The 20,239-nt window shown below is 72.6% G+C and carries 16 protein-coding genes; 12 read left to right on the top strand and 4 right to left on the bottom strand.

Annotation, left to right across the window (positions count from 1 at the left end; translation table 11 throughout):
• The first annotated feature begins 46 nt into the window (after positions 1 to 46).
• The 9 genes from ABZ385_RS31015 to ABZ385_RS30975 all read left to right on the top strand — a co-directional run bounded on the left by ABZ385_RS31015 (position 47) and on the right by ABZ385_RS30975 (position 12,476).
• Positions 47 to 844, top strand: a complete 798-nt coding sequence (locus tag ABZ385_RS31015) for an acetoacetate decarboxylase family protein (protein WP_358586070.1) — start codon at positions 47 to 49, stop codon at positions 842 to 844.
• A gap of 1 nt (position 845) precedes the next feature.
• A complete protein-coding gene (locus ABZ385_RS31010) occupies positions 846 to 1,730 on the top strand; it encodes an SDR family NAD(P)-dependent oxidoreductase (protein ID WP_358913974.1) in 885 nt (294 codons plus the stop codon).
• A gap of 14 nt (positions 1,731 to 1,744) precedes the next feature.
• Positions 1,745 to 3,028, top strand: coding sequence for an amidohydrolase family protein (locus ABZ385_RS31005; RefSeq protein WP_358913973.1), 1,284 nt, complete (start codon positions 1,745 to 1,747; stop codon positions 3,026 to 3,028).
• Positions 3,025 to 4,263, top strand: coding sequence for an amidohydrolase family protein (locus ABZ385_RS31000; protein WP_358586075.1), 1,239 nt, complete (start codon positions 3,025 to 3,027; stop codon positions 4,261 to 4,263). Before ABZ385_RS31005 ends, ABZ385_RS31000 begins: the two co-directional genes overlap by 4 nt.
• 176 nt (positions 4,264 to 4,439) lie before the next feature.
• Positions 4,440 to 9,632, top strand: coding sequence for a caspase family protein (locus ABZ385_RS30995; protein ID WP_358913972.1), 5,193 nt, complete (start codon positions 4,440 to 4,442; stop codon positions 9,630 to 9,632).
• Positions 9,633 to 9,684: 52 nt separating this feature from the next.
• Positions 9,685 to 10,023 (top strand): hypothetical protein, encoded by a 339-nt coding sequence (locus tag ABZ385_RS30990; RefSeq protein ID WP_358698113.1) that lies wholly within the window; start codon positions 9,685 to 9,687, stop codon positions 10,021 to 10,023.
• On the top strand, positions 10,020 to 10,667 hold the full coding sequence (locus tag ABZ385_RS30985; protein ID WP_358913971.1) for a hypothetical protein: 648 nt from the start codon (positions 10,020 to 10,022) through the stop codon (positions 10,665 to 10,667). Before ABZ385_RS30990 ends, ABZ385_RS30985 begins: the two co-directional genes overlap by 4 nt.
• Positions 10,668 to 10,806: 139 nt before the next feature.
• A complete protein-coding gene (locus ABZ385_RS30980; RefSeq protein WP_358913970.1) occupies positions 10,807 to 11,730 on the top strand; it encodes a sterol desaturase family protein in 924 nt (307 codons plus the stop codon).
• Positions 11,727 to 12,476, top strand: coding sequence for a lysoplasmalogenase (locus tag ABZ385_RS30975; RefSeq protein ID WP_358913969.1), 750 nt, complete (start codon positions 11,727 to 11,729; stop codon positions 12,474 to 12,476). Before ABZ385_RS30980 ends, ABZ385_RS30975 begins: the two co-directional genes overlap by 4 nt.
• Positions 12,477 to 12,488: 12 nt before the next feature.
• Here the strand turns inward: ABZ385_RS30975 and ABZ385_RS30970 are convergent, their stop codons facing one another.
• From ABZ385_RS30970 to ABZ385_RS30955, 4 genes are all read right to left on the bottom strand, one after another.
• Positions 12,489 to 12,695, bottom strand: coding sequence for a hypothetical protein (locus ABZ385_RS30970; protein WP_358913987.1), 207 nt, complete (start codon positions 12,693 to 12,695; stop codon positions 12,489 to 12,491).
• The gene (locus ABZ385_RS30965; RefSeq protein ID WP_358913968.1) at positions 12,692 to 13,255 is read right to left on the bottom strand and encodes a hypothetical protein; all 564 of its coding nucleotides are present in this window, start codon (positions 13,253 to 13,255) and stop codon (positions 12,692 to 12,694) included. Before ABZ385_RS30965 ends, ABZ385_RS30970 begins: the two co-directional genes overlap by 4 nt.
• Before the next feature lie 96 nt (positions 13,256 to 13,351).
• Entirely contained in the window at positions 13,352 to 14,959 is a 1,608-nt protein-coding gene (locus tag ABZ385_RS30960; protein WP_358913967.1) for a S8 family serine peptidase, read from the bottom strand.
• Between the two features lie 14 nt (positions 14,960 to 14,973).
• Positions 14,974 to 16,521: a S8 family serine peptidase gene (locus ABZ385_RS30955; protein WP_358913966.1), complete on the bottom strand. Its 1,548-nt coding sequence runs from the start codon at positions 16,519 to 16,521 to the stop codon at positions 14,974 to 14,976.
• A gap of 330 nt (positions 16,522 to 16,851) precedes the next feature.
• Here ABZ385_RS30955 and ABZ385_RS30950 point away from each other — a divergent pair, with 330 nt between their 5' ends.
• The 3 genes from ABZ385_RS30950 to moaA all read left to right on the top strand — a co-directional run bounded on the left by ABZ385_RS30950 (position 16,852) and on the right by moaA (position 20,091).
• Positions 16,852 to 17,274 (top strand): DUF485 domain-containing protein, encoded by a 423-nt coding sequence (locus tag ABZ385_RS30950; RefSeq protein ID WP_358589906.1) that lies wholly within the window; start codon positions 16,852 to 16,854, stop codon positions 17,272 to 17,274.
• Positions 17,271 to 18,908, top strand: a complete 1,638-nt coding sequence (locus tag ABZ385_RS30945; protein WP_358589908.1) for a cation acetate symporter — start codon at positions 17,271 to 17,273, stop codon at positions 18,906 to 18,908. Before ABZ385_RS30950 ends, ABZ385_RS30945 begins: the two co-directional genes overlap by 4 nt.
• A gap of 175 nt (positions 18,909 to 19,083) precedes the next feature.
• Positions 19,084 to 20,091 (top strand): GTP 3',8-cyclase MoaA, encoded by a 1,008-nt coding sequence (gene moaA / locus ABZ385_RS30940; protein ID WP_358913965.1) that lies wholly within the window; start codon positions 19,084 to 19,086, stop codon positions 20,089 to 20,091.
• The last annotated feature ends 148 nt before the right edge of the window (positions 20,092 to 20,239 follow it).

Here is a 20,239-nt window from a genome sequence, read left to right as displayed (position 1 = left end):
AGAGCTGCCGCAAGTCCGGCGCCGCGCCGACGAAGGGTGGTACGACATGGCACGCGTACGCTACGGGCCGCGCACCGAGGCGGAGATCGCCGCATCGCGCACCGCGAGTTCCCGGCTCCCCGACATCTGGTCCACGGGCGTGGTGGCCCTTTGGGAGAGCGACCCCGACGCGGTCGCGGCGGTCCTGCCGCCCCCGCTCAAGCCCACCGGGCGGCCCCTGGTGCGGGCGAACATCAGCAGGGTCGACCTGCCCGGCTACCCGCTCGGCGCGGGCTCGGTGGCCGTCGCCGCCGAACACGGGGGAGTGGCCGGCTGGTACCCCCTGGTGATGCCGATGACCCATGAGCGGGCCCTGATCGGGGGCCGCGAGGTCTTCGGGGAGCCGAAGAAGCTCGGCGAGGTCGAGGTGGAGCGCGACGGCCTGGTCGTACGCGCCCGGCTGGCCCGGCACGGCATCGCCTTCGTGGAGGTGCGGGGCGCCGTCGGCGGCGCGCTCCCGCTCCCCGAGCCGGCCGACAGGACGGACTTCTACTTCAAGTTCCTGCCCGCCGTCGACGGTTCGGGCTTCGACGCCGACCCCGTGCTGGTGCACTGCGTACGCCACGAGAAGGTGCGCAGGCTGGAGAGCGTCACCGGCGACGTGGTCCTGCGGGAGTCGGTGTACGACCCCGTGGCCGATCTGCCCGTGCGCTCGCTCGTCGGGATCACCATCGGCGAGAAGACCACCGACCAGCTCGGCCGCGTCGTCGAGCGCGTCAGCGCGCGGGCCCTGCTGCCCTACGTCCATCAGCGCTACGACGACCCCGCGCAGATCCTCGACGGGCCGCCCGAGGGGAGCGTGTGAGATGGAGCTGCGGGAGGGACAGGTCGCAGTCGTCACCGGCGCGGCGAGCGGCATCGGGCTCGCCATGGCGCGGCGGTTCGCGGCGGACGGCCTGAAAGTGGTCCTCGCGGACGTCGAGGGCGCCGCCCTGGAGAAGGCCGCCGCCGTACTGCGCGCGGACGGGGCGAGCGTCCACGCGCGCGTGGTCGACGTCGGCGACCGCGCGCAGGTCCTCGCCCTCGCCGACGCGGCGTACGACACCTTCGGCGCCGTCCATGTGCTGTGCAACAACGCGGGTGTCGGCTCGGGCGCCGAGGGCCGCATGTGGGAGCACGACCCGAACGACTGGAAGTGGGCCTTCGAGGTCAACGTGTGGGGCGTCTTCCACGGCGTCCAGGCCTTCGTGCCCCGGATGCTCGCGGGCGGCGAACCGGGGCACGTCGTCAACACCTCCTCCGGCGACGGCGGCATCGCGCCGCTGCCCACCGCCTCCGTGTACGCGGTCACCAAGGCGGCCGTGGTGACGATGACCGAGTCGCTGTACGCGCATCTGAAGGCCGAGCACGCGCGCATGGGCGCCTCCGTGCTCTTCCCCGGCCCCCACATGCTGCGCACCGGCCTGTGGGAGTCCCACCGCAACCGCCCCGACCGGTACGCCAAGGCACGCCCCCGCAGGACCCCTTACCGCAGCCTCGACCAGTGGGAGGCCGCGATGAGGGAGGCCGGGCAGAAGGTGCGGTTCACACCCGTCGAGCAGGTCGCGGACTTCGTGGCCGAGGGCATCGCGGCGGACCGCTTCTGGCTGCTCCCGCCGAGCGAGCACAGCGACCGGCAGATCAGGGCCCGCTCGCAGTCGATGCTCGACCGCTCCGACCCGTCGTACCTGGAGAACTTCATCCTGGACTGAAGGGAGCGCCCCCGATGAGCGCTCAGGACCCGTATCTGATCATCTCCTCCGACTGCCACGCGGGGCTCCCCACCGAGGAGTACCGCCCCTACCTGGACAGCCGCTTCCACCGCGCCTTCGACGGCTTCCTCGGCGAGCGGGACGCCCGCCGCCAGGAGGCGACCCGGTTGGGCATCCGCAACGACGCGTTCGCCGACCAGTGGTTCCGCGACAACGAGGAGGGCCTGCGCGGCGGCTGGGACACCGCCCAGCGCCTCAAGGAGCTGGACGGCGACGGGGTGGCCGCCGAGGTCGTCTTCCCCGACGCGGACGCCGTGGACAGCCGCACGGCCGCGCCCTTCGGCGTCGGGCTCGGCCTCAGCGGCGACCAGGACCCCGAGCTGGGCATGGCGGGCGCGCGGGCCCACAACCGCTGGCTCGCCGACTTCGTGTCCGAGCACCCCGAACGGCACTGCGGCGTCGCGCTGCTGCCCGTCACCGGCGAGGTGGACCGCGTCGTCGCCGAGATCCACCGCGCCAAGGAGTCGGGGCTCGGCGCGCTGATGATCCCCTCCATGTGGGTCGACAGAGCGCCCTACCACGAACGGCGTTACGACCCCGTGTGGGCGGCGGCCGCCGCGTGCGCGATGCCGGTGATGACCCACTCCGGGGCGGCGCCCCGCCACGAGTACGGCGACCACCTGGGCATCTACGTCTCCGAAGTGACGTGGTGGCCGGCGCGGCCGCTGTGGTTCATGCTCTGGTCCGGCGTCTTCGAGCGCCACCCGGGGCTGCGGTTCGGCGTCGCCGAGTCGGGCTGCTGGTGGCTGCCGAACCTGCTGTGGTTCATGGACCGCCTCTACCTGGGCGCGCACGGCGGCAAGAAGCTCTCCCCGTTCGCGGAGCTGAAGCGCCCGCCGCACGAGTACCTGGACCGCCAGCTTTTTGTCTGCGCCACCAACACCAAGCGCCGCGAACTGGCCCAGCGCTACGAGATCGGCGTCGACAACATCCTGTGGGGCAGCGACTTCCCGCACCCCGAGGGCACCTGGCCCGACACGCGCGCGTGGCTGCGGAGAACCTTCCACGACATCCCCGTCGCGGAGAGCCGGCGCATGCTGGGACTCGCCGCCGCCGAGGTCTTCGGCTTCGACACCGCCAAGCTCGCCCCGCTGGCCCGCCGCATCGGCCCGACCCCCGCCGACCTCGGACAGGACAGCGACCAGGCGGCCGTGGCGGCCTCCTGGGCCCGCTCGCGCGAGGTGGGCCGGCACTGGCTGACCGGCCACGACTTCCCCGCACTGGGGACGGCCTCATGAGCGGCGACCGCTACACCGTCATCTCCGCCGACTGCCACGCGGGCGCCGATCTGCTGGACTACCGGCCCTACTTGGAATCCCGCCACCACGACGCGTTCGACGCCTGGGCGGCCTCCTACGTCAACCCCTACGAGGACCTCCTCGCGGAGAGCGCCGACCGCAACTGGAACTCCGCCCGCCGCATCGCCGAACTGGAGGCGGACGGCATCGTCGCCGAGGTCGTCTTCCCGAACACCATCCCGCCGTTCTTCCCCTCGGCCTCGCTGATGGCCCCCGCGCCCACCCGGGCGGAGTTCGAGCTGCGCTGGGCGGGCCTGCGCGCCCACAACCGCTGGCTCGCCGACTTCTGCGCCGCCGCGCCGGGGCGCAGGGCGGGCGTCTTCCAGATCCTCCTGAACGACGTCGACGAAGCCGTCGCGGAGATCCGGCGCTCGGCGGCGGCAGGCCTCACCGGCGGGCTGCTGCTGCCCGGCACCCCGCCCGGCTCGGGCCTGCCGGAGCTGCACTCGGCCACGTACGACCCCATCTGGGCCGTCTGCGCCGAGCTGGGCGTGCCGGTCAACCACCACGCGGGCTCGGCGTCACCGCCCCTCGGCGAGGAGCCCGCGGCGCGCGCGGTGTTCATGGTGGAGACCACGTGGTTCTCGCACCGGGCGCTGTGGCACCTCGTCTTCGGCGGCGCCTTCCGCCGCCACCCCGGGCTGCGGCTCGTCCTCACCGAACAGGGCTCCGGCTGGATCCCCGGCGTCCTGGACATGCTGGACTACTACCACGCGCGCCTCGTGGCCACCGCGACGAAGACGCGGGCCGCCGACACCGCCGAGTCGAAGTTCGGCGCGGGCCTCGCCGAGGCGATGGGCAAGGGCCCCTCCGAGGTGTGGCGCGAGCACTGCTTCGTCGGCGCCAGCTTCATGCGCCCGCACGAGGCGGCCCTGCGCCACCGCATCGGCCTCGACAAGATCATGTGGGGCAGCGACTACCCCCACGACGAGGGCACGTACCCCTACTCCCGCGAAGGCCTGCGCGCCGCCTACGCGGGCCTGCCCCGGGAGGAGATCGCGGCCATGGTCGGCGGCAACGCCGCCCGCGTCTACGGGTTCGACCTGGAGCGGCTCGGGCGCATCGCCGCGCGCGTGGGACCGAGGGTCCAGGAACTGGACGAACCCCTCAAGGAGGCCCCCGCCGACGCGACGAGCCCCGTGTTCGCGCCGGGCGGGTCGGTACGGGTCTGGTGAGCGCGCGCTGACCCGGGTCGGTGCCGGTCTGGTGAGCGCGCGCTGACCCGGGGCGGCGCGGCCCAGCACCGTACCGCCCCGAAGATCCCGGGCGGTGCGGGTCAACCCCGCCCCGTGCCGGGCCCCTTGTGCAATCCTGGCCCGCGTCGAGCTCGGTTCAACGGGAGGCGCGGGCCATGGGGCAGAGCAAGCAGGCACTGGTCATCGCCGTCCCGCGCTACGAACTGGAAGAGGCCTTCCCCGACCTGACCTCGGCCGTCCATCGGGACGCGGAACTCCTCGGCGAGGCCCTGCACTCCTCCGGATACAGCGTCGAGGTCCTCGGCCTCGCCCCCGACCGGCCCGCCCAGCGCTCCCGCATCCGCAGCGCCGTCAGCCGCATCTGCTGCACGGCCCCGCAGGACGGGACCGTCCTCATCCACTTCACCGGGCACGGCCTCTCCCTCGGGGGCGCCGACCATCTCGTGCCCGCCGACGCCCAGTTGAGCTGGGCCGTCCAGCCGCCCGAGGTGGCCGTCGACAGCCTCATCGACCTGGACCTGACCTCCCTGCTCGCGGGCTGCCAGGCCGGCACGGTACTGCTCACCGTCGACGCCTGCCGCGACCGGGCGGGCCCGGACAGCGCCTCGCACGGCGGCCCCGCCACCAACTTCCCCGCGTGGCGCGACCGCGTCGCCGTCCTCTTCGGCTGCGGGCCCGGCCAGACCTGCGGCGCCGACGACGAGCACGGCAGCCACTTCACCCGCGCCCTCGCCGAGGCACTCGACGCCGACACCGCGCCGCGCACCGTGGCCGAGGTCATCGCGTACACGACCACACGGACCACCGAACTGGCCCGCGCCGCCCGGCACGAGCAGACACCCACCCCGCACTACGCGCCGAGCGGGCCGGACGCCATCGCCCCGGTGCTCCTGTGCGCGGGACGCACGCTCCAGGAGTCGTGGTCGACGGCTGTGCGCGACCCCGAACTGTGGACGGCCGTGCGCTGCGACGACGACCGCCGGGCCGGGCTCCAGCAGGCCCTGGTCGAACTGACCCGGCAGTGCGCACGCTGGTACACCTCCTCGATGGCCGGGGTCCCTGACCCGTGGGCCGACGACGACTACCCCGTGCGGGTCCTCACCAGAGGCCTCCGCCCGCTGCTCGCCCCCTCCCGGACCCAGGGCGGGCCCCTGCTGGACGCGGGCGAGTTCGCCGTGCTCGCGGCCGCCCCCTTCGTACGGGAGGCGCTGTACGCGCTCGGCGTCAAGGCGGCGGTCGGCGCGGACGCCTTCCGGCTCGATCCCGTCCCGGCGGGCCCCGGACTCCGGACGGAGCGGGTCGACCTGGAGCACACCTTCGCCGCGCACGCGCTGATCTGGCGCAAGGGCCGCGAACTGGCCGCCCGGGGGCGGGCCGAGGAGGCACAGGCCGTCGCCGCCTGGCTCATGCACCGGCACGTCCGAGGCAAGGAGGAGCTGTGGGACGAGGCTTACGCCGGGCAGCTCCTGACCCCGCTGGCCACGGCGCTCATCGGCGAGGACGCCTCCGCCCGCCGGGTGGCCGAACTCACCGACGAACTCGTGCGTATCTGCCGCCAGACAGGTGTCGTACCCGCCCGGTCCTACGACGAGGAGCGCGAGCCGCCCTTCCGCGTCGCCGAACTCGTGCTCGCCGGCCCGCCGGGCGTCAGCGAGGTGACGGAGACCTGGCGGCCCCGCGAACTGTCCTGGCTGATCGCCGTCGCCGGACTGCTCGGCGGGGACCTGCGGGAGCTGCCCGGCGTCCTCGTCGACAACATCGGCGTCGCCGACGGCCTGGTCCCCCGCCGGGCCGTCGAGTGCGTGCGGGAGCTGAGGTGGGTCAGGGACCGCTACACCCGCGCCATCGACCTCGATGTGGCCTGCCCCCACCCCGCCGTCCACGCCGGCCTGGAGGCGCTGACCGGCTGGACCGACGACGCGGTGCTGCGCATCAGGCAGCACCTGGGCCGGCCGGCCCCCGACGGCCTCCTCGCCCATCTGCCCGAGCGGGTCACCTGCGGCAGACTGCGCCCCCAGTACGACGTCCGCACCAAGGGCGACGCCTACGGAGTGCCCCTCATGCGCTTCGGCCTGGCCGAGGACGAGATGCGCGAACTCCTCATGGGCACGCAGCTCTACGGGGACCGCAAGCTCGCCCTGCGCGAGCTGTACCAGAACGCCCTGGACGCCTGCCGCTACCGCCAGGCCCGGCTGCGCTACGGCAAGGCCGGCAAGGGCATCCCGTACAGCTGGCGGGGCGAGATCGTCTTCCGGCAGGGGACCGACGACGAGGGCCGCCCCTACGTGGAGTGCGAGGACAACGGCGTCGGCATGGGGCGCGACACGCTCCGGGGCACGTTCTCCCGCGCGGGACGGCGCTTCGAGCAGTCCCGCGAGTACCGCAGGGAACAGGCCCTGTGGCGCCGGGCCGACGAGAACCTGCGGATCTACCCCAACAGCCGCTTCGGCGTGGGTGTGTTCAGTTACTTCATGCTGGCCGACGAGATCAGGATCTCCACGCGCGCCACGGACGCGTACGGCCGCGCGGAGTCGGGCCGCGGGCTGGGGGTGGACATCGCCTCCAGCGGCAGCCTCTTTCGGATCAGGCCCCGCGACGAGTCGCAGCCCGGCGGCGGCACCACGGTGCGGCTCTACCTCCAGGACGACTCCGTCGACGTCGCCAAGGAGCTGGCGGCGCTGGTGTGGCGCACCGACTACACCATGCGGGTGGAGCGCGACGGGCGGACGGTGCGGACCTGGGAGCCGGACACGCTCTACTACGAAGGCGACGCGGGCCGGGCCGTGCGGGCGGCGCGGGACCTGTGGTGGGTGCCGGGGGACGGCCGGCTGCTGGCCGACGGAGTACTGGTGGGGACGCCGGGGGAGCAGGCCGGGGAGCTGGAGTTCCACCTGCCCCCCTGGCCCAGGGGGGACGACGACAGGGGGCCCCACGACTCCCGACGCGGCAGATTCCCGGCCGGGTGCGTGGTGGATCTCCGGGAGAGCCACACACCGGAGCTCAGCACCAGCAGGACCCGCGTCTTCTCCTACGACCAGGAGTGGGTGGCCCGCGAGATCATCGACGCCTGCGCGAGGTTCGAGGCTCCCCAGTGGTTCCACCTGGAGTGGCTCTGGGAATTCGCCTGGTGGGTGCCGGAGGGTGCCGCGCGGATCACGGAACGGCTGCTGGCCGCGGACGCCCGGGTCACCTCCGTGCTGGCCTGGGACCAGCGGGCCCTCATTGCCTTCCGCCGGGTGGGCTACTTCCCGAGCGACCCGGCGCTCGCCATCGAGCACGAGAGGTCCAGAGCCGGGTACTCACTCGCCGACGAACGCTACCTGGCCTGGCGCTCGGGCATCCTGCGGGACGCGGGCATCCGGCGGAGCGAACGCCGCCGGGCCCTTCCCGTGCCGGACTCCGTCGAGGGATACCCGCGGCCCCGCGCCTGGGAGGCCCGAGCCGACCACAACAACCTGGACGCGGGCGACTTCCTGCTCCGGGCCGCCATGTCGCCCGCCACCGAGAAGCACACGTTCGGCAGCCTGCTGACGCGGGTCCGCCGCCACGCCGTCACGGGGATCGACGTGCCCGCCGTGGCCGACCTCGAAGCGGCCCATGCCATGGAGCTGGACGACATCGACCGCGGGCTGCTCAACGGCCGCGGCGGCTACGGGGGCCTCGGACCCTACTGGCGGCTCGACACCGAGGAGAGCGCCGTCGAGGACACGGTCTGGCTCCTCGAACGGTTCTCCTCGTGGACCGGGCTTCCCCTGCGGGAGGCACTCGGCCGGATGCGCCGCTTCGCCGCCGCCGGATTCGCGTTCCGCGTACCGGACACCGTCTCGGAGCCACCCGCCGACCGGCCGGCCACCGCCGAAGAGCTGAACGCCCTGTCGTGGCACCCCTGGTGCGCGGGGCTCGACGGGCGCGGCAGGCGCGGCCCCCGCCCGGACCACCGGTTCTACGGCGAGGTGCTGCGCCGCTACGCCTGGCTGGGCCTGCCGGAGCTTCCCGCGCTGGGGGAGGAGCGGCAGGCAGTGGCCGAGGGGGACGGCAAGCGCCGTGGGCTGAGCGGCGAGGAGAAGGACGCGTACGCCGAATTCTTCAGCCCGTACGTGACCGATGCGCAGGTGTCGCTCGTCCGGGTGGGCATCGCCTCGGAGGCGCTGTCCCTGACGTTCGCCGAGGTCGTGGAGCGGTTCGCCCCCCAGTTCGAGGCCCTCGGGATGAAGGTGCCCGAACTCGGCGGCCTCGCCGGATACATGTGCAGCAGGCTCGACTGCGAGCTGCTGAAGCCTTCCCGGTCCCGCCTCGATCCCCTGGGCGTCCAAGCGGTGCCCGTCCCGCTCGTCCAAACGGCCCGCGCGGTCCATGAGGTGCGGACCGACCCCGAGCAGGTGCGCCGGGCTCTCACCCGGCTGGCGGAGGGCGGCCTGATCCACGCGTCGGCGCCCGGACTGCTGGACCGCTGGCGGGAGGTGTCGCGTCAGGACCTGGAACTCCTGCCGGGCAACCCGAATGTGTACGGGATCCTGCAACGGACCGAGGGGGCCGGCTTCGACGACGTGCAGGAGGAGTTCGACGCGGCCTACGGCCTGGTGGCCGCGGCGCTCGCCGAGCAGCCCCTCGGCCCGACCTTCGAACGGCTCGCCGTACTCGGCCCCCTGACGGGCCACGAGGCTCCCCTGCGCCTGCCGTCCCCGGGGCTCGCCGGGCTGCGCCCTTCCCAGGCGGACGCCACCGCCTGCTGCCTGCGCGGTGAACGAGGCGTCATCTGGCGCGAGACCCCGGACGTACGCCACCTGATCGCACACGCGCGCGACCAGGACTGCACCTTGGGCCAGAGCCTGGACACCCTCCTTCCGTACGCCGAACTGGGCGCCCCCTGGCAGGCCCCCGCCGACACCGAGGACCAGACGTGGCGCGACCACCGGCCCACCGTCCACGACACCGCCCTCTTCAAGGGCGACCTGGTCGGCAGCGGCCGGCCCGTCACCCCTCTCGACCTCGTCCGCGCGGCCGCCCGCTTCGGCTGGCCCCTCGACCGGGCCTGGGACCGGCTCGCGCGCTACCGCCCCTTCGGCCTCGAACTCACCATGGAGCGGCCCGACATGGCGATGGTCCCCCGCTGGCAGGACCTGATCCTGCTCACCTCCCACTTCACGGGGCGGGCCCCCGCCGTCGCCGGGGAGATCACCGCCCGCCACATCGCCGTCGCCGCCCGCGAGGTCGAGGAGTCCACCCCCTGGGTACGGGACCGGCTCGCCCTGTACGCCCCGCTGTTCGGTACGACCCTGCCCGCACACTGCCCCACCGAGCCCGCCCCGACCCCGCGGGCCGAGCGCTACGTGCCCGCGACCGACTGACCGCCTGACCGACCGACCGCCCGGCCGACTTGCTCACGGAGGACGACACCCCATGCCCGCCCACGATCCGACTCCGTTCCAGGAGTCGGAGGCCCAGGCCGCCGGCTCCTTCACCGTGGAGCGCTCCCCCGACGGCCGCTGGTACACCGTCACCGGCGCCTGCCCGGTCTGCCGCGGCCGCACCGTGTTCCGGGTCGCTTTCGGAGTGCTCGGCCCCGCCAAGGGGCGCGGGCGGCGCACCCGGCCCGAGCCGCTCACCGGTTCCATCCCGGTCTACTGCCAGTGCGGCTACCCGCACCCGGACCGGCCGCCCGAGTCGCCCGACTCCGGGTGCGGCGCCTTCTGGGACGTACCGGTTCCGCCCCCGGCACCAGGGGGTGCCACCCCGTGACCGACCTCGCCAAGAAGCGGTTCGCGCAACTCGGACAGCAGCTCCAGATCGACCAGCTCGGCGCCGTCCGCCGACAGGCCGAGGGATGGCGCAACGGCCTCGCCGGGCTCACCGGACTCGTCGGCGCCGTCTTCGTGCTCAAAGGCCGCGAGAGCGTCGCGGGGATGCCCGACCTGTGGCGGTGGACCACGGCGGGCCTGCTCGTCGCCGCCTTCGCCCTGCTGCTGTCCGGCGCGCTGAAGGCGGTGCGGGCCGCACACGGCGCACTCGGGCGGCAGGTCTGGCTGAGCGGCGACCGGCTCTTCGCGGCCGTCCTCGACGAGGTCGAGCAGACCCAGGACGCTCTGGCCTGTGCCCGGCGGCGCTCGGTCGTGGGCCTGTGCGCGATCGTGGCCGCGCTGGCGGTCAGCTGGGTCGTGCCGGTCGGCGCCGAGGAGGACAAGAAGGCCGAGGGAGACGCTGGAGGGCCGCCGCTGGTGCGGGTGACGACGGCGCGGGGCACCGCCTGCGGAGAGCTGGTGGTGAGCGACGTCCGGGGCGTGGTGCTCCGGGTGGCGGGGGAGGGGGTCCGCGGGGGGAGGGCGGCGCGGCGGACGATACCCGCCGACGAGGTCAGGTCGCTGGCCCCGGCGAGGCGCTGCTGAGACCGCCGGACGACCGCCGCTCCGGCAGCCCACGGCCCGGCCTTTGGCGGGGATCACCAACAACCAGCCTCGTACCGCCGGTAATACTTGTCGGTAACAACCCCTAGTCGCGGGCGGGGAGCCGTTCTACCGTGCACGCATGTCCCCGAACCTGCCCGATGTCGTGCTGTGGTCCATCCCCGCCTTCGTGCTGCTCACCGCCGTCGAGATCGTGAGCCACCGGATCCATCCCGACGAGGACGCGGCGGGGTACGAGACCAAGGACGCGGCGACCAGCGTCACCATGGGCCTCGGCAGCCTCGCCTTCGACCTGCTGTGGAAGATCCCGATCGTCGCGATCTACACGGCCGTCTACGCGCTGACGCCCCTGCGCGTCCCCGTGCTGTGGTGGACGATCCCGCTGATGCTCCTCGCCCAGGACTTCTTCTACTACTGGTCGCACCGGGGCCATCACGTCATCCGCATCCTGTGGGCCTGCCACGTCGTGCACCACTCCAGCCGCAAGTTCAACCTCACGACCGCGCTGCGCCAGCCCTGGACGAGCCTGACGGTGTGGCCGTTCTACCTGCCGCTCATCGCCTGCGGCGTCCACCCGGCGGCGCTCGCCTTCTGCTCGTCGGCCAACCTGGTCTACCAGTTCTGGATCCACACCGAACGCATCGGGAAGCTGCCCCGGCCCTTCGAGTTCGTCTTCAACACGCCCTCGCACCACCGCGTCCACCACGCCTCCCAGGGCGGCTATCTGGACCGCAACTTCGGCGGCATCCTGATCGTCTGGGACCGCCTGTTCGGCTCCTGGGTCGCCGAGACCGACCGTCCCGTGTACGGCCTGACGAAGAACATCAGCACGTACAACCCGCTGCGCGTCGCCACCCATGAGTACGCGGCCATCGCCAGGGACCTGAGGGCGGCCACGAGTTGGCGCGAGCGGGCCGGGCGGGTCTTCCGCGGCCCCGGCTGGCGACCGAAGGCCCCCACGACCGCCACGGCCGCCACGGCCCCTGCAGCCCCCGCGGCCGCCGTGCGGCCCGGTGAGGCGGCGGTCGCGGAGCGGGCGGCGTGACGGCGCGACGGCCCGTGCCCCGGCTGCTCCTCGGCGCCTTCGCCCTCGCCGCGCTCGGGGACCTCCTCTCGGTCCTCGCGGACCTCGGCCCCGGCCACGCCGTGTGCAAGCCGCTGCTCATGCCGCTCCTCGCCGCCTACGCCGCCACCCGGCGGGCCCCCCGCCCGCTGATCGCCGCCCTCCTCTTCGGCTGGGGCGGCGACACCCTCCTCCTCTTCGGCGCCGAGCCCGCCTTCCTCGCCGGAATGGGCTCCTTCGCCGCCGGGCACGTCTGCTACCTCGTACTCTTCAGGCGGTACGGCGACACCCGCTGGTACGCCCCGGCGGGCGGTTCGCCCCGCGCGCGTGGGGCGGTCCTTGTCGCCGGGTACGCCCTCGCACTCGTCGGCACCGTGACGCTGCTGTGGCCGGACCTGCCGGCCGACATGCGGGGCCCCGTGGCGGGCTACAGCCTGCTGCTCACGGCCATGGCGTACGGCGCCACCGCGCTCGGTCCAGCGGCGGCCGCCGGAGGGGCGCTGTTCCTCGTCTCCGACACGCTCATCGCGACCGGCGTCGCCGCGTGGCCGCAGCCGCCGAGGCCCGACTTCGCGATCATGCTCACCTACCTCGCGGCGCAGTACCTGCTGACCACAGGTGTCCTGCGCGCGGCTCACCGGCGGACCGGCAACGGCACCGCGGTCAGCAGCGCCGACAGCACGACGACCACACCCAGCGCGACCACCTCCCCGCGCGCGGGGGCGTAGGCGCGCAGGCGGTCACCCGTGCCCGGACGGCACGCCTCCGTTGCCGCGTGCGGCCGACAGCTCGGCGGCGGCCAGGGCGCAGACGGCGTCACAGGCCCGCGCGAGCCCGATGACGGGCAGCCGCGCGGGCAGGGCGCCCTCGCGGACGACGAAGGAGACCCGGGACAGGAGCGCGGCGTCACCGCCGAGCGCGGCCCAGGCGGCCCCGGTGCCGCTCACGCGGCCGTCCCCTCACGCTCCGACGCCGCCGACCACCAGAGCCGGATCGATACACCCGGCGTCGAGGGCCGCAGCTCCCACCCCTGGGCGGCCGCCGCCTGGACGACGTAGTGCCCGCCGCAGCCGCGGTAGTCGCGCCGCGGGATCTCGCACTCGCAAGGAGGTGCCGGCTTCTTGGGCACGCGCGGCGCCGACGCACGCTCCGTCCACCGGGCGAGCGCCGCGTCGACGCGGGCGCGGTAGTAGGCGGCGTCCCCTTCATGGCGCACCTCGGACCAGAGCACGCACCAGCGGGGGAGCGTGGTGATCCGGCCCATCGCCCGGTCCATGAAGTCCTCGTAGGCCCGCTCGTACGAGGAGCTCACCGCGGCGATGACCTCGGTGGCCAGGCCGATGGCGAGGACGGCGGCGAAGACCGCGACCCCCAGCGTGATCCAGAACGGCATGAACAGCACCGTGGCGGCGAACCGCAGCACCAGCTGCCAACGGGGCCGGGCGGGCCACGCCACCCACTGCTCCGTGCCGGCGAACACGAACGCGGAACTTTTGAACTCGTACATGACACAAATTCTCTCGTGGTGCGACGGGAAAGGGCCGGGCGGCTCCTCGGCCGCCCGGCCCGACCCGTGCCGGTACATCGCTACTCGGGCACAGCGCTACTTGCGCACGGCGTCCAGCGCGTCGGCCATGCCCACGCCGTAGAAGCCGTTCTTCTCCGTGCCGCCCTCGCAGACCGCGTCGATCTTGCCGTCGGCGTCGATGTCGTACGGATCCGTGCACGCGATGGCGTCCGCCTGGCGGTACAGGAGCGCCTTCAGGCGGGCCGGGGAGGCGTGCGGGTGGGTGGACTTCAGCAGCGCGACCACGCCCGCCGCGTGCGGGGACGCCATCGACGTACCGCCCTTGTAGCCGAACTTGCCGCCCGGCAGCGTGGACAGGATCCGGCCGTCGACGGCCGGCGGCTCGGGCGCCTGGTACCTCGTCTGGTCACCGCCGGGGGCGGTGATGTCGATGACCCCCTGGCCGTAGTTCGAGTACGACGCCTTGATGTTCTTGGCCCCGGTGGCGGAGACCGTCACGACGCCGGGCAGCTGCGAGGGGAGGTCGAAGCAGTCCTTGGTCTTGATGGTGCGCGTCACCGGAGTGGTGTCGTTGGGGCTCGTCTTGTCGACGAGCTCGTCCTGCGCGAGGTCGGTGCGCGCGTTGCCCGCGGCCGCGACGTTCACCGCGCCCTTGCGCTCCGCGTACCGCGCGGCCCTGCCGACCGCGTCGACCAGCGCCTTCTGGTCGTCGTCCGTCGTGCAGTTGAACAGCCACGGGTCGGTGTAATAGCTGTTGTTGGTGACGTCCACGCCGTGCTCGGCCGCCCACACGAAGCCGCAGACGACGGCCTCCGTGTAGTACAGGCCGGTCGCGGGCTCGGCCACCTTCAGGCTCGCCACCTTCACGCCGGGCGCGATGCCCGTGATGCCGGTGCCGTTCTTCGCCGCGGCGATCGAACCGGCCACGTGCATGCCGTGGTCGCTCTCCTGGGCGACCGGGCGCCACGCGTTGTCCTTCTGGACGGGCACGCCGTTCAGGCAGCTCGCGGACGCCTCGCGGTCGAAGTTGGGCGCGATGTCGGGGTGGGTGTCGTCCACCCCGGAGTCGAGCACGGCGACCGTCACCTTGCGGCTGCCCAGCGATATCTTGTGCGCCTTGTCCGCCTTCATGGCGGGCAGGTCCCACTGGAGCGGCTCCAGTTCGTCCTGGCCCGCCGACGCCTTGCCCGCGGCGGCCTCGACCTCGGCGGCGGTGAGCGTGTGCTCGGAGTCCAGGGCGTCGTCGGACTGCGCGGACAGCGGAGCCGTGCGGGTCGCGCCCGCCGAGTCGACGCCCTTGACCGCGCGGATCGTCGCGGCGAAGTCCGGGTTCGCCGAGTGGACGACGATGACGCCGATCCGGTCGTACGCGATGACGACGTCACCGCCGGCCCGGGCGATGGCCTTCTTCACGCGGGCCGAAGTGCCCTTGCCCGGCCGGACGTTCACCACGTAACTCATCGACGCGGCATCGGCCGAGGAGGCCGAGGTGGCCGAGGCGGCGGCGGACGCCGGCGCGTCCGGCACCGCGGCGGGCCGCGCCGAGGCCGGGCCCGGCAGGAAGGCGACGGCCGAGGCCACCGCCACCCCGAGCGGCAGGGCCAGCGCGCGCCGGGAGCGCGGGAAACCGGTGGTCCTGGCCCGGGATATGGCCCCGGCGGAGAATCTGGTCGACCTGGTCATGTCCGTGTCCCCCGTCACTTCTTCTTCACGGCGTCGAGCGCGTCGACGAGTCCGCTGCCGTAAAAGCCGTTGTCGCCCTTGCCGCCGTTCTCGCAGACCGCGTCGACGTCACCGTCACTGTCCGGGTCGTACGGCTCGGCGGGGCACTCCATGCGGTCGGCCTGCGCCTTCAGGAGGCCGCGCAGCTGCGCCGGGCCCGCCTTGGGGTGCGTGGACTTCAGCAGCGCGGCGACGCCCGCGGCGTGCGGCGCGGCCATCGACGTGCCGCGCAGCCAGCCGTACTCGCCGTTCGGCATGGTGGAGAGGATGTTGCCGTTCTTCGACGGGGTGTCGGTCGGCGTCTGGTACTTGTCGCCGCCGGGGGCCGTGATGTCCACGACGCCCTTGCCGTAGCTGGAGTACGCCGCCTTGAGGGTCTTGAAGCCCGTCGCGCTCGTGGTGACGATGCCCGGCAGCTGGGCCGGCGCGTCCAGGCACTCGTGCGGGTCGATGGTGCGGGTCACCGGCGTGGAGTCGTCCGGGCTCGTCTTGTCGACGATCGCGTGGGAGTCCAGGTCGTGGTTGGAGTTGCCCGCGGAGGCGACGTTGAGGGTGCCCTTGCGCTGGGCGTACAGCTGGGCGCGGTTGACCGCGTCGAGGATGGCCCGCTGGTCGGGGTCGTCCTTGCAGTTGTACAGCCACGGGTCCACGTAGTAGCTGTTGTTGGTGATCTCGACGCCGTGGTCGGCGGCGAACACGAAGGCGCAGACCACGTTCTCCGGGTAGAACAGCTCGTCGACCGGGTCGGCGACCTTGATGCCCGCTATCTTCACGCCGGGCGCGACGCCCGCGACGCCGACGCCGTTGCGCGCGGCGGCTATCTCACCCGCCACATGCGTGCCGTGGTAGTGGTCCTTGTTCGCCGGGCGCCACGCCCCGGCCGAGGTGTCCGCCTTGCCGCCGACACAACTGGCGGACTGCGCCGCCGAGAAGTTCGGGGCCAGGTCGGGGTGGGTGTCGTCGACGCCGGTGTCGATCACGGCGACCGTGACCTTCCTGCTGCCCGGGTTGATCCTGGCCGCCTTGTCGGCCCCGATCGCCCGCAGGTCCCACTGGTCGCCCTCCATCGGCTCCACGCCCGGGGCGGCGGTCCGCTTCAGGGCCTCGGCGTCGGCCTTGGACAGCAGCTCCGCCTTGCCGTCGTCCGTGGTGCCCGCGGCCCGCAGCGGCGCGGTGTGGGTCGCGCCCGCGGACTGCACACCGCGGACGCCGCGTATCCGCTCGCCGAACGCGGGGTCCGACGAGTGCGCGACGATGACGCCGATCGTGTCGTGTGCGACGACGACGGAGCCGCCGGCCTCGGCTATCGCCCGCTTGACGTACGCCATCGTCCGGTGGTCCGCACGGGTGTTGACGACGTACGCGAAAACGGGGGCGTCCTTCGCGGCCGACGCGACGGCGGGGGCGGGCGATTCGTCCGGGGCCGCCGTCGCGGCACCGGGGACGAGGCCGACCGACGCGGCGAGCGCGATACCGAGCGGCACGGTGAGCGCCGTACGGCGTCTTGAACGCAGATGAGCCATGGGATCTCCACATCATCCGGATACGGAACTGCCCGAACACAGCTGGTGCTCGGGCAGGTACATGACGGGTCGTGCACGGGTGAAGCTATCCCCCGAACTCCCAGGCCAGCAATGCCTTCCTGAAGAAACCGGCGGTCCGGGGCGCGTCGTGCGCGCCACCGCGACGTTGAGCAGACAACGGAAGCAACATCAACCCCTGTCGGATCACGTCCTGTGGCCCTAGCATCGCCAACCGTGGTCCACGTGATCCGCGTCACCCCGGAACGCGAGACCAGAGAACCGATGGAAGAACCGACCGTCCCCATCCCACCCGCACCACGAGGAGACTCCGTGGCCACCGACGCACCGCCCCCTTCGAAGGGTGGCGCAGGAAAAGAAACCGCTCCCCACGCGCCCTCCACGGAGGAGTTCACCGAGGTGCAGCAGAGCGCGGAGTTCGGTGAACTGCGCGCCGCACACCGCTCGTTCGCCGTTCCGCTCACCGTCGCCTTCATCACCTGGTACCTCGTGTACGTCCTGCTCTCCAACTACGCGGGCGACTTCATGGGCACCAAGCTGTTCGGCAACATCAACGTCGCCCTGGTGCTCGGCCTCGGGCAGTTCCTGACCACGTTCCTCATCGCCTGGTTCTACTCCCGGCACGCCGCCGCGAAGCTCGACCCGAAGGCCGAGGCGATCAAGTCCCGCATGGAGACCCGCATGGCATCCCGCACGGAGACCGGCACCGAGCCCCGCAAGGAGGGCGACGCATGAGCCCCGCGCACACCGCCGCCATGAACCTCGCGGCGGCCTCCGACGCCTCCGAGCACCGCACGCTGATCATCAGCCTCTTCGCCGCCTTCGTCGTCGCCACCCTCTGCATCACCGTCTGGGCCGGCCGGCAGACCAAGAGCGCCGCCGACTTCTACGCGGGCGGCCGCCAGTTCACCGGCTTCCAGAACGGCCTCGCGATCTCCGGCGACTACATGTCCGCCGCGTCCTTCCTCGGCATCGCCGGCGCCATCGCCCTCTTCGGCTACGACGGCTTCCTGTACTCCATCGGCTTCCTGGTCGCCTGGCTGGTGGCGCTGCTCCTGGTCGCCGAGCCGCTGCGCAACTCCGGGCGCTACACCATGGGCGACGTCCTCGCGTACCGCATGCGCCAGCGCCCGGTCCGCACGGCCGCCGGCACCTCCACCATCGTGGTCTCGATCTTCTACCTGCTCGCCCAGATGGCGGGCGCGGGCGTCCTGGTCTCGCTGCTGCTCGGGATCACCTCCGACGCGGGCAAGATCCTCATCGTCGCCCTCGTCGGCGTCCTGATGATCGTCTACGTCACCATCGGCGGCATGAAGGGCACCACCTGGGTGCAGATGGTCAAGGCCGTCCTGCTCATCACGGGCACCGTCCTCATCACCTTCCTGATCCTGCTGAAGTTCCACTTCAACGTCTCCGACCTGCTCGGCTCGGCCGCCTCCAACAGCGGCCAGGGCTCGAAGTTCCTGGAACCCGGCCTCAAGTACGGCCTGAGCGCCACCTCCAAGCTGGACTTCATCTCGCTCGGCATCGCCCTGGTCCTCGGCACCGCCGGCCTGCCGCACATCCTGATCCGCTTCTACACCGTGCCCACCGCGAAGGCCGCCCGGAAGTCCGTCAACTGGGCCATCGGCATCATCGGCGCCTTCTACCTGATGACCATCGTGCTCGGCTTCGGCGCAGCGGCCCTGCTCAAGCACGCCGACATCATCGCCTCCAACAAGGCGGGCAACACGGCGGCGCCGCTCGCCGCCCTGGAGATCGGCGGCGGCGGGGGCTCCACCGGCGGCGCGATCCTCCTCGCGGTGATCTCCGCGGTCGCCTTCGCCACGATCCTCGCGGTCGTCGCGGGCCTCACCCTGGCCTCGTCCTCGTCCTTCGCGCACGACATCTACGCCAACGTGATCCGCAAGGGCAAGGCCACCGAGAGGGAGGAGATGAGGGCCGCCCGCTGGGCGACCGTCTTCATCGGGATCGTCTCCATCGCGCTCGGCGCCCTGGCCCGCGACCTGAACGTCGCGGGCCTCGTCGCCCTCGCCTTCGCCGTCGCCGCCTCGGCCAACCTGCCGACGATCCTCTACAGCCTGTTCTGGCGGAAATTCACCACGCAGGGCGCCCTGTGGTCCATCTACGGCGGTCTGACCGCGGCCGTCGGCCTGGTGCTGTTCTCCCCGGTCGTCTCCGGCAAGCCCACCTCGATGTTCCCGGACGCGAACTTCGACTTCTTCCCGCTGGAGAACCCGGGCCTGATCTCCATCCCGCTGGGCTTCCTGCTCGGCTGGCTCGGCTCCGTCCTGTCCAAGGAGGAGCCCGACAAGGGCAAATACGCCGAGCTGGAGGTCAAGTCCCTCACCGGCTTCGGGGCCCACTGACCGGAAAGTGTTCACACGTTCGTAGCGGCCGCGTCGTACAGTCCTACGACGCGGCCGCGCCGTTCCTCGTGGCAAATGGCCCATGAGGTTGTCACAGGGGTCGCGTAAGGTCGAAAGCAGTGGGATCCCTACCGGTGGGACCCGCGAGCATCCAACCGCCGGGGAGGGGGCCGCAGTGCTCATCGACACCTTTGGCCGAGTAGCCACTGACCTGCGCGTTTCACTGACCGACCGCTGCAATCTGCGCTGCACGTACTGCATGCCGGAAGAAGGCCTGCAGTGGCTGGCCAAGCCCGACCTGCTCACCGACGACGAGATCGTGCGCCTCGTGCGCGTCGCCGTCACGCGGCTCGGCATCACGGAAGTCCGCTTCACCGGCGGCGAGCCCCTCCTGCGCCCCGGCCTCGTCGGGATCGTCGAGCGCTGCGCCCGGCTGGCACCCCGCCCCACGATGTCCCTGACGACCAACGGCATCGGCCTCAAGCGCACCGCCGAGGCCCTCAAGGCCGCCGGCCTCGACCGGGTCAACGTCTCCCTGGACACCCTGCGCCCCGACGTCTTCAAGACCCTCACCCGCCGGGACCGCCACAAGGACGTCCTCGAAGGCCTCGAAGCGGCCCGCGACGCCAGGCTGACCCCCGTCAAGGTCAACACCGTCCTGATGCCGGGGCTCAACGACGACGAGGCCCCCGACCTCCTGGCCTGGGCCGTGGAGAACGACTACGAACTGCGCTTCATCGAGCAGATGCCGCTCGACGCCCAGCACGGCTGGAAGCGCGACGGCATGATCACCGCGGGCGACATCCTGACCTCCCTGCGCACCCGCTTCGAGCTCACGGAGGAAGGCACCGGGGAGCGCGGCTCGGCCCCCGCCGAGCGCTGGCTCGTGGACGGCGGCCCGCACCGCGTCGGCGTCATCGCCTCCGTGACCCGCCCCTTCTGCTCGGCCTGCGACCGCACGCGGCTCACCGCCGACGGCCAGGTGCGCACCTGCCTGTTCGCCACCGAGGAGACGGACCTGCGCGCGGCACTGCGCGCCGCCCCGGAGAGCAGCGAGGAAGGCTCGGACGAGGAGATCGCCCGCATCTGGAAGCGCGCCATGTGGGGCAAGAAGGCCGGCTCGGGCCTGGACGACCCCTCATTCCTCCAGCCGGAGCGCCCGATGTCCGCGATCGGCGGCTAGGGCATGTTTCGAAAGTCCCGTCTGCCTGGCGGCGTCTGGCACGCACGCTCGCCGCGTTGTCGGGATCGCCCCGATACCACCAGTATCGGGGCGACCCTCCGCCTTGCGATCGCACGCACCAGACGCCGCCAGGCCCGCCCTGCGGGCG

The organism is Streptomyces sp. NPDC005898, from assembly GCF_040629635.1.
Classification (GTDB): domain Bacteria; phylum Actinomycetota; class Actinomycetes; order Streptomycetales; family Streptomycetaceae; genus Streptomyces.
This window is presented reverse-complemented; position numbering and strand designations above follow the sequence as displayed.

Bases quoted from the DNA above. Each gene is read 5' to 3' on its own strand.
- ABZ385_RS30960 (WP_358913967.1), bottom strand. From the start codon at position 14,959: ATGACCAGGTCGACCAGATTCTCCGCCGGGGCCATATCCCGGGCCAGG.
- ABZ385_RS30945 (WP_358589908.1), top strand. From the start codon at position 17,271: ATGAGCCCCGCGCACACCGCCGCCATGAACCTCGCGGCGGCCTCCGAC.
- ABZ385_RS31005 (WP_358913973.1), top strand. From the start codon at position 1,745: ATGAGCGCTCAGGACCCGTATCTGATCATCTCCTCCGACTGCCACGCG.
- ABZ385_RS30980 (WP_358913970.1), top strand. From the start codon at position 10,807: ATGTCCCCGAACCTGCCCGATGTCGTGCTGTGGTCCATCCCCGCCTTC.
- ABZ385_RS31000 (WP_358586075.1), top strand. From the start codon at position 3,025: ATGAGCGGCGACCGCTACACCGTCATCTCCGCCGACTGCCACGCGGGC.
- ABZ385_RS30965 (WP_358913968.1), bottom strand. From the start codon at position 13,255: ATGTACGAGTTCAAAAGTTCCGCGTTCGTGTTCGCCGGCACGGAGCAG.
- ABZ385_RS30995 (WP_358913972.1), top strand. From the start codon at position 4,440: ATGGGGCAGAGCAAGCAGGCACTGGTCATCGCCGTCCCGCGCTACGAA.
- ABZ385_RS31010 (WP_358913974.1), top strand. From the start codon at position 846: ATGGAGCTGCGGGAGGGACAGGTCGCAGTCGTCACCGGCGCGGCGAGC.
- ABZ385_RS30990 (WP_358698113.1), top strand. From the start codon at position 9,685: ATGCCCGCCCACGATCCGACTCCGTTCCAGGAGTCGGAGGCCCAGGCC.
- ABZ385_RS31015 (WP_358586070.1), top strand. From the start codon at position 47: ATGGCACGCGTACGCTACGGGCCGCGCACCGAGGCGGAGATCGCCGCA.
- ABZ385_RS30955 (WP_358913966.1), bottom strand. From the start codon at position 16,521: ATGGCTCATCTGCGTTCAAGACGCCGTACGGCGCTCACCGTGCCGCTC.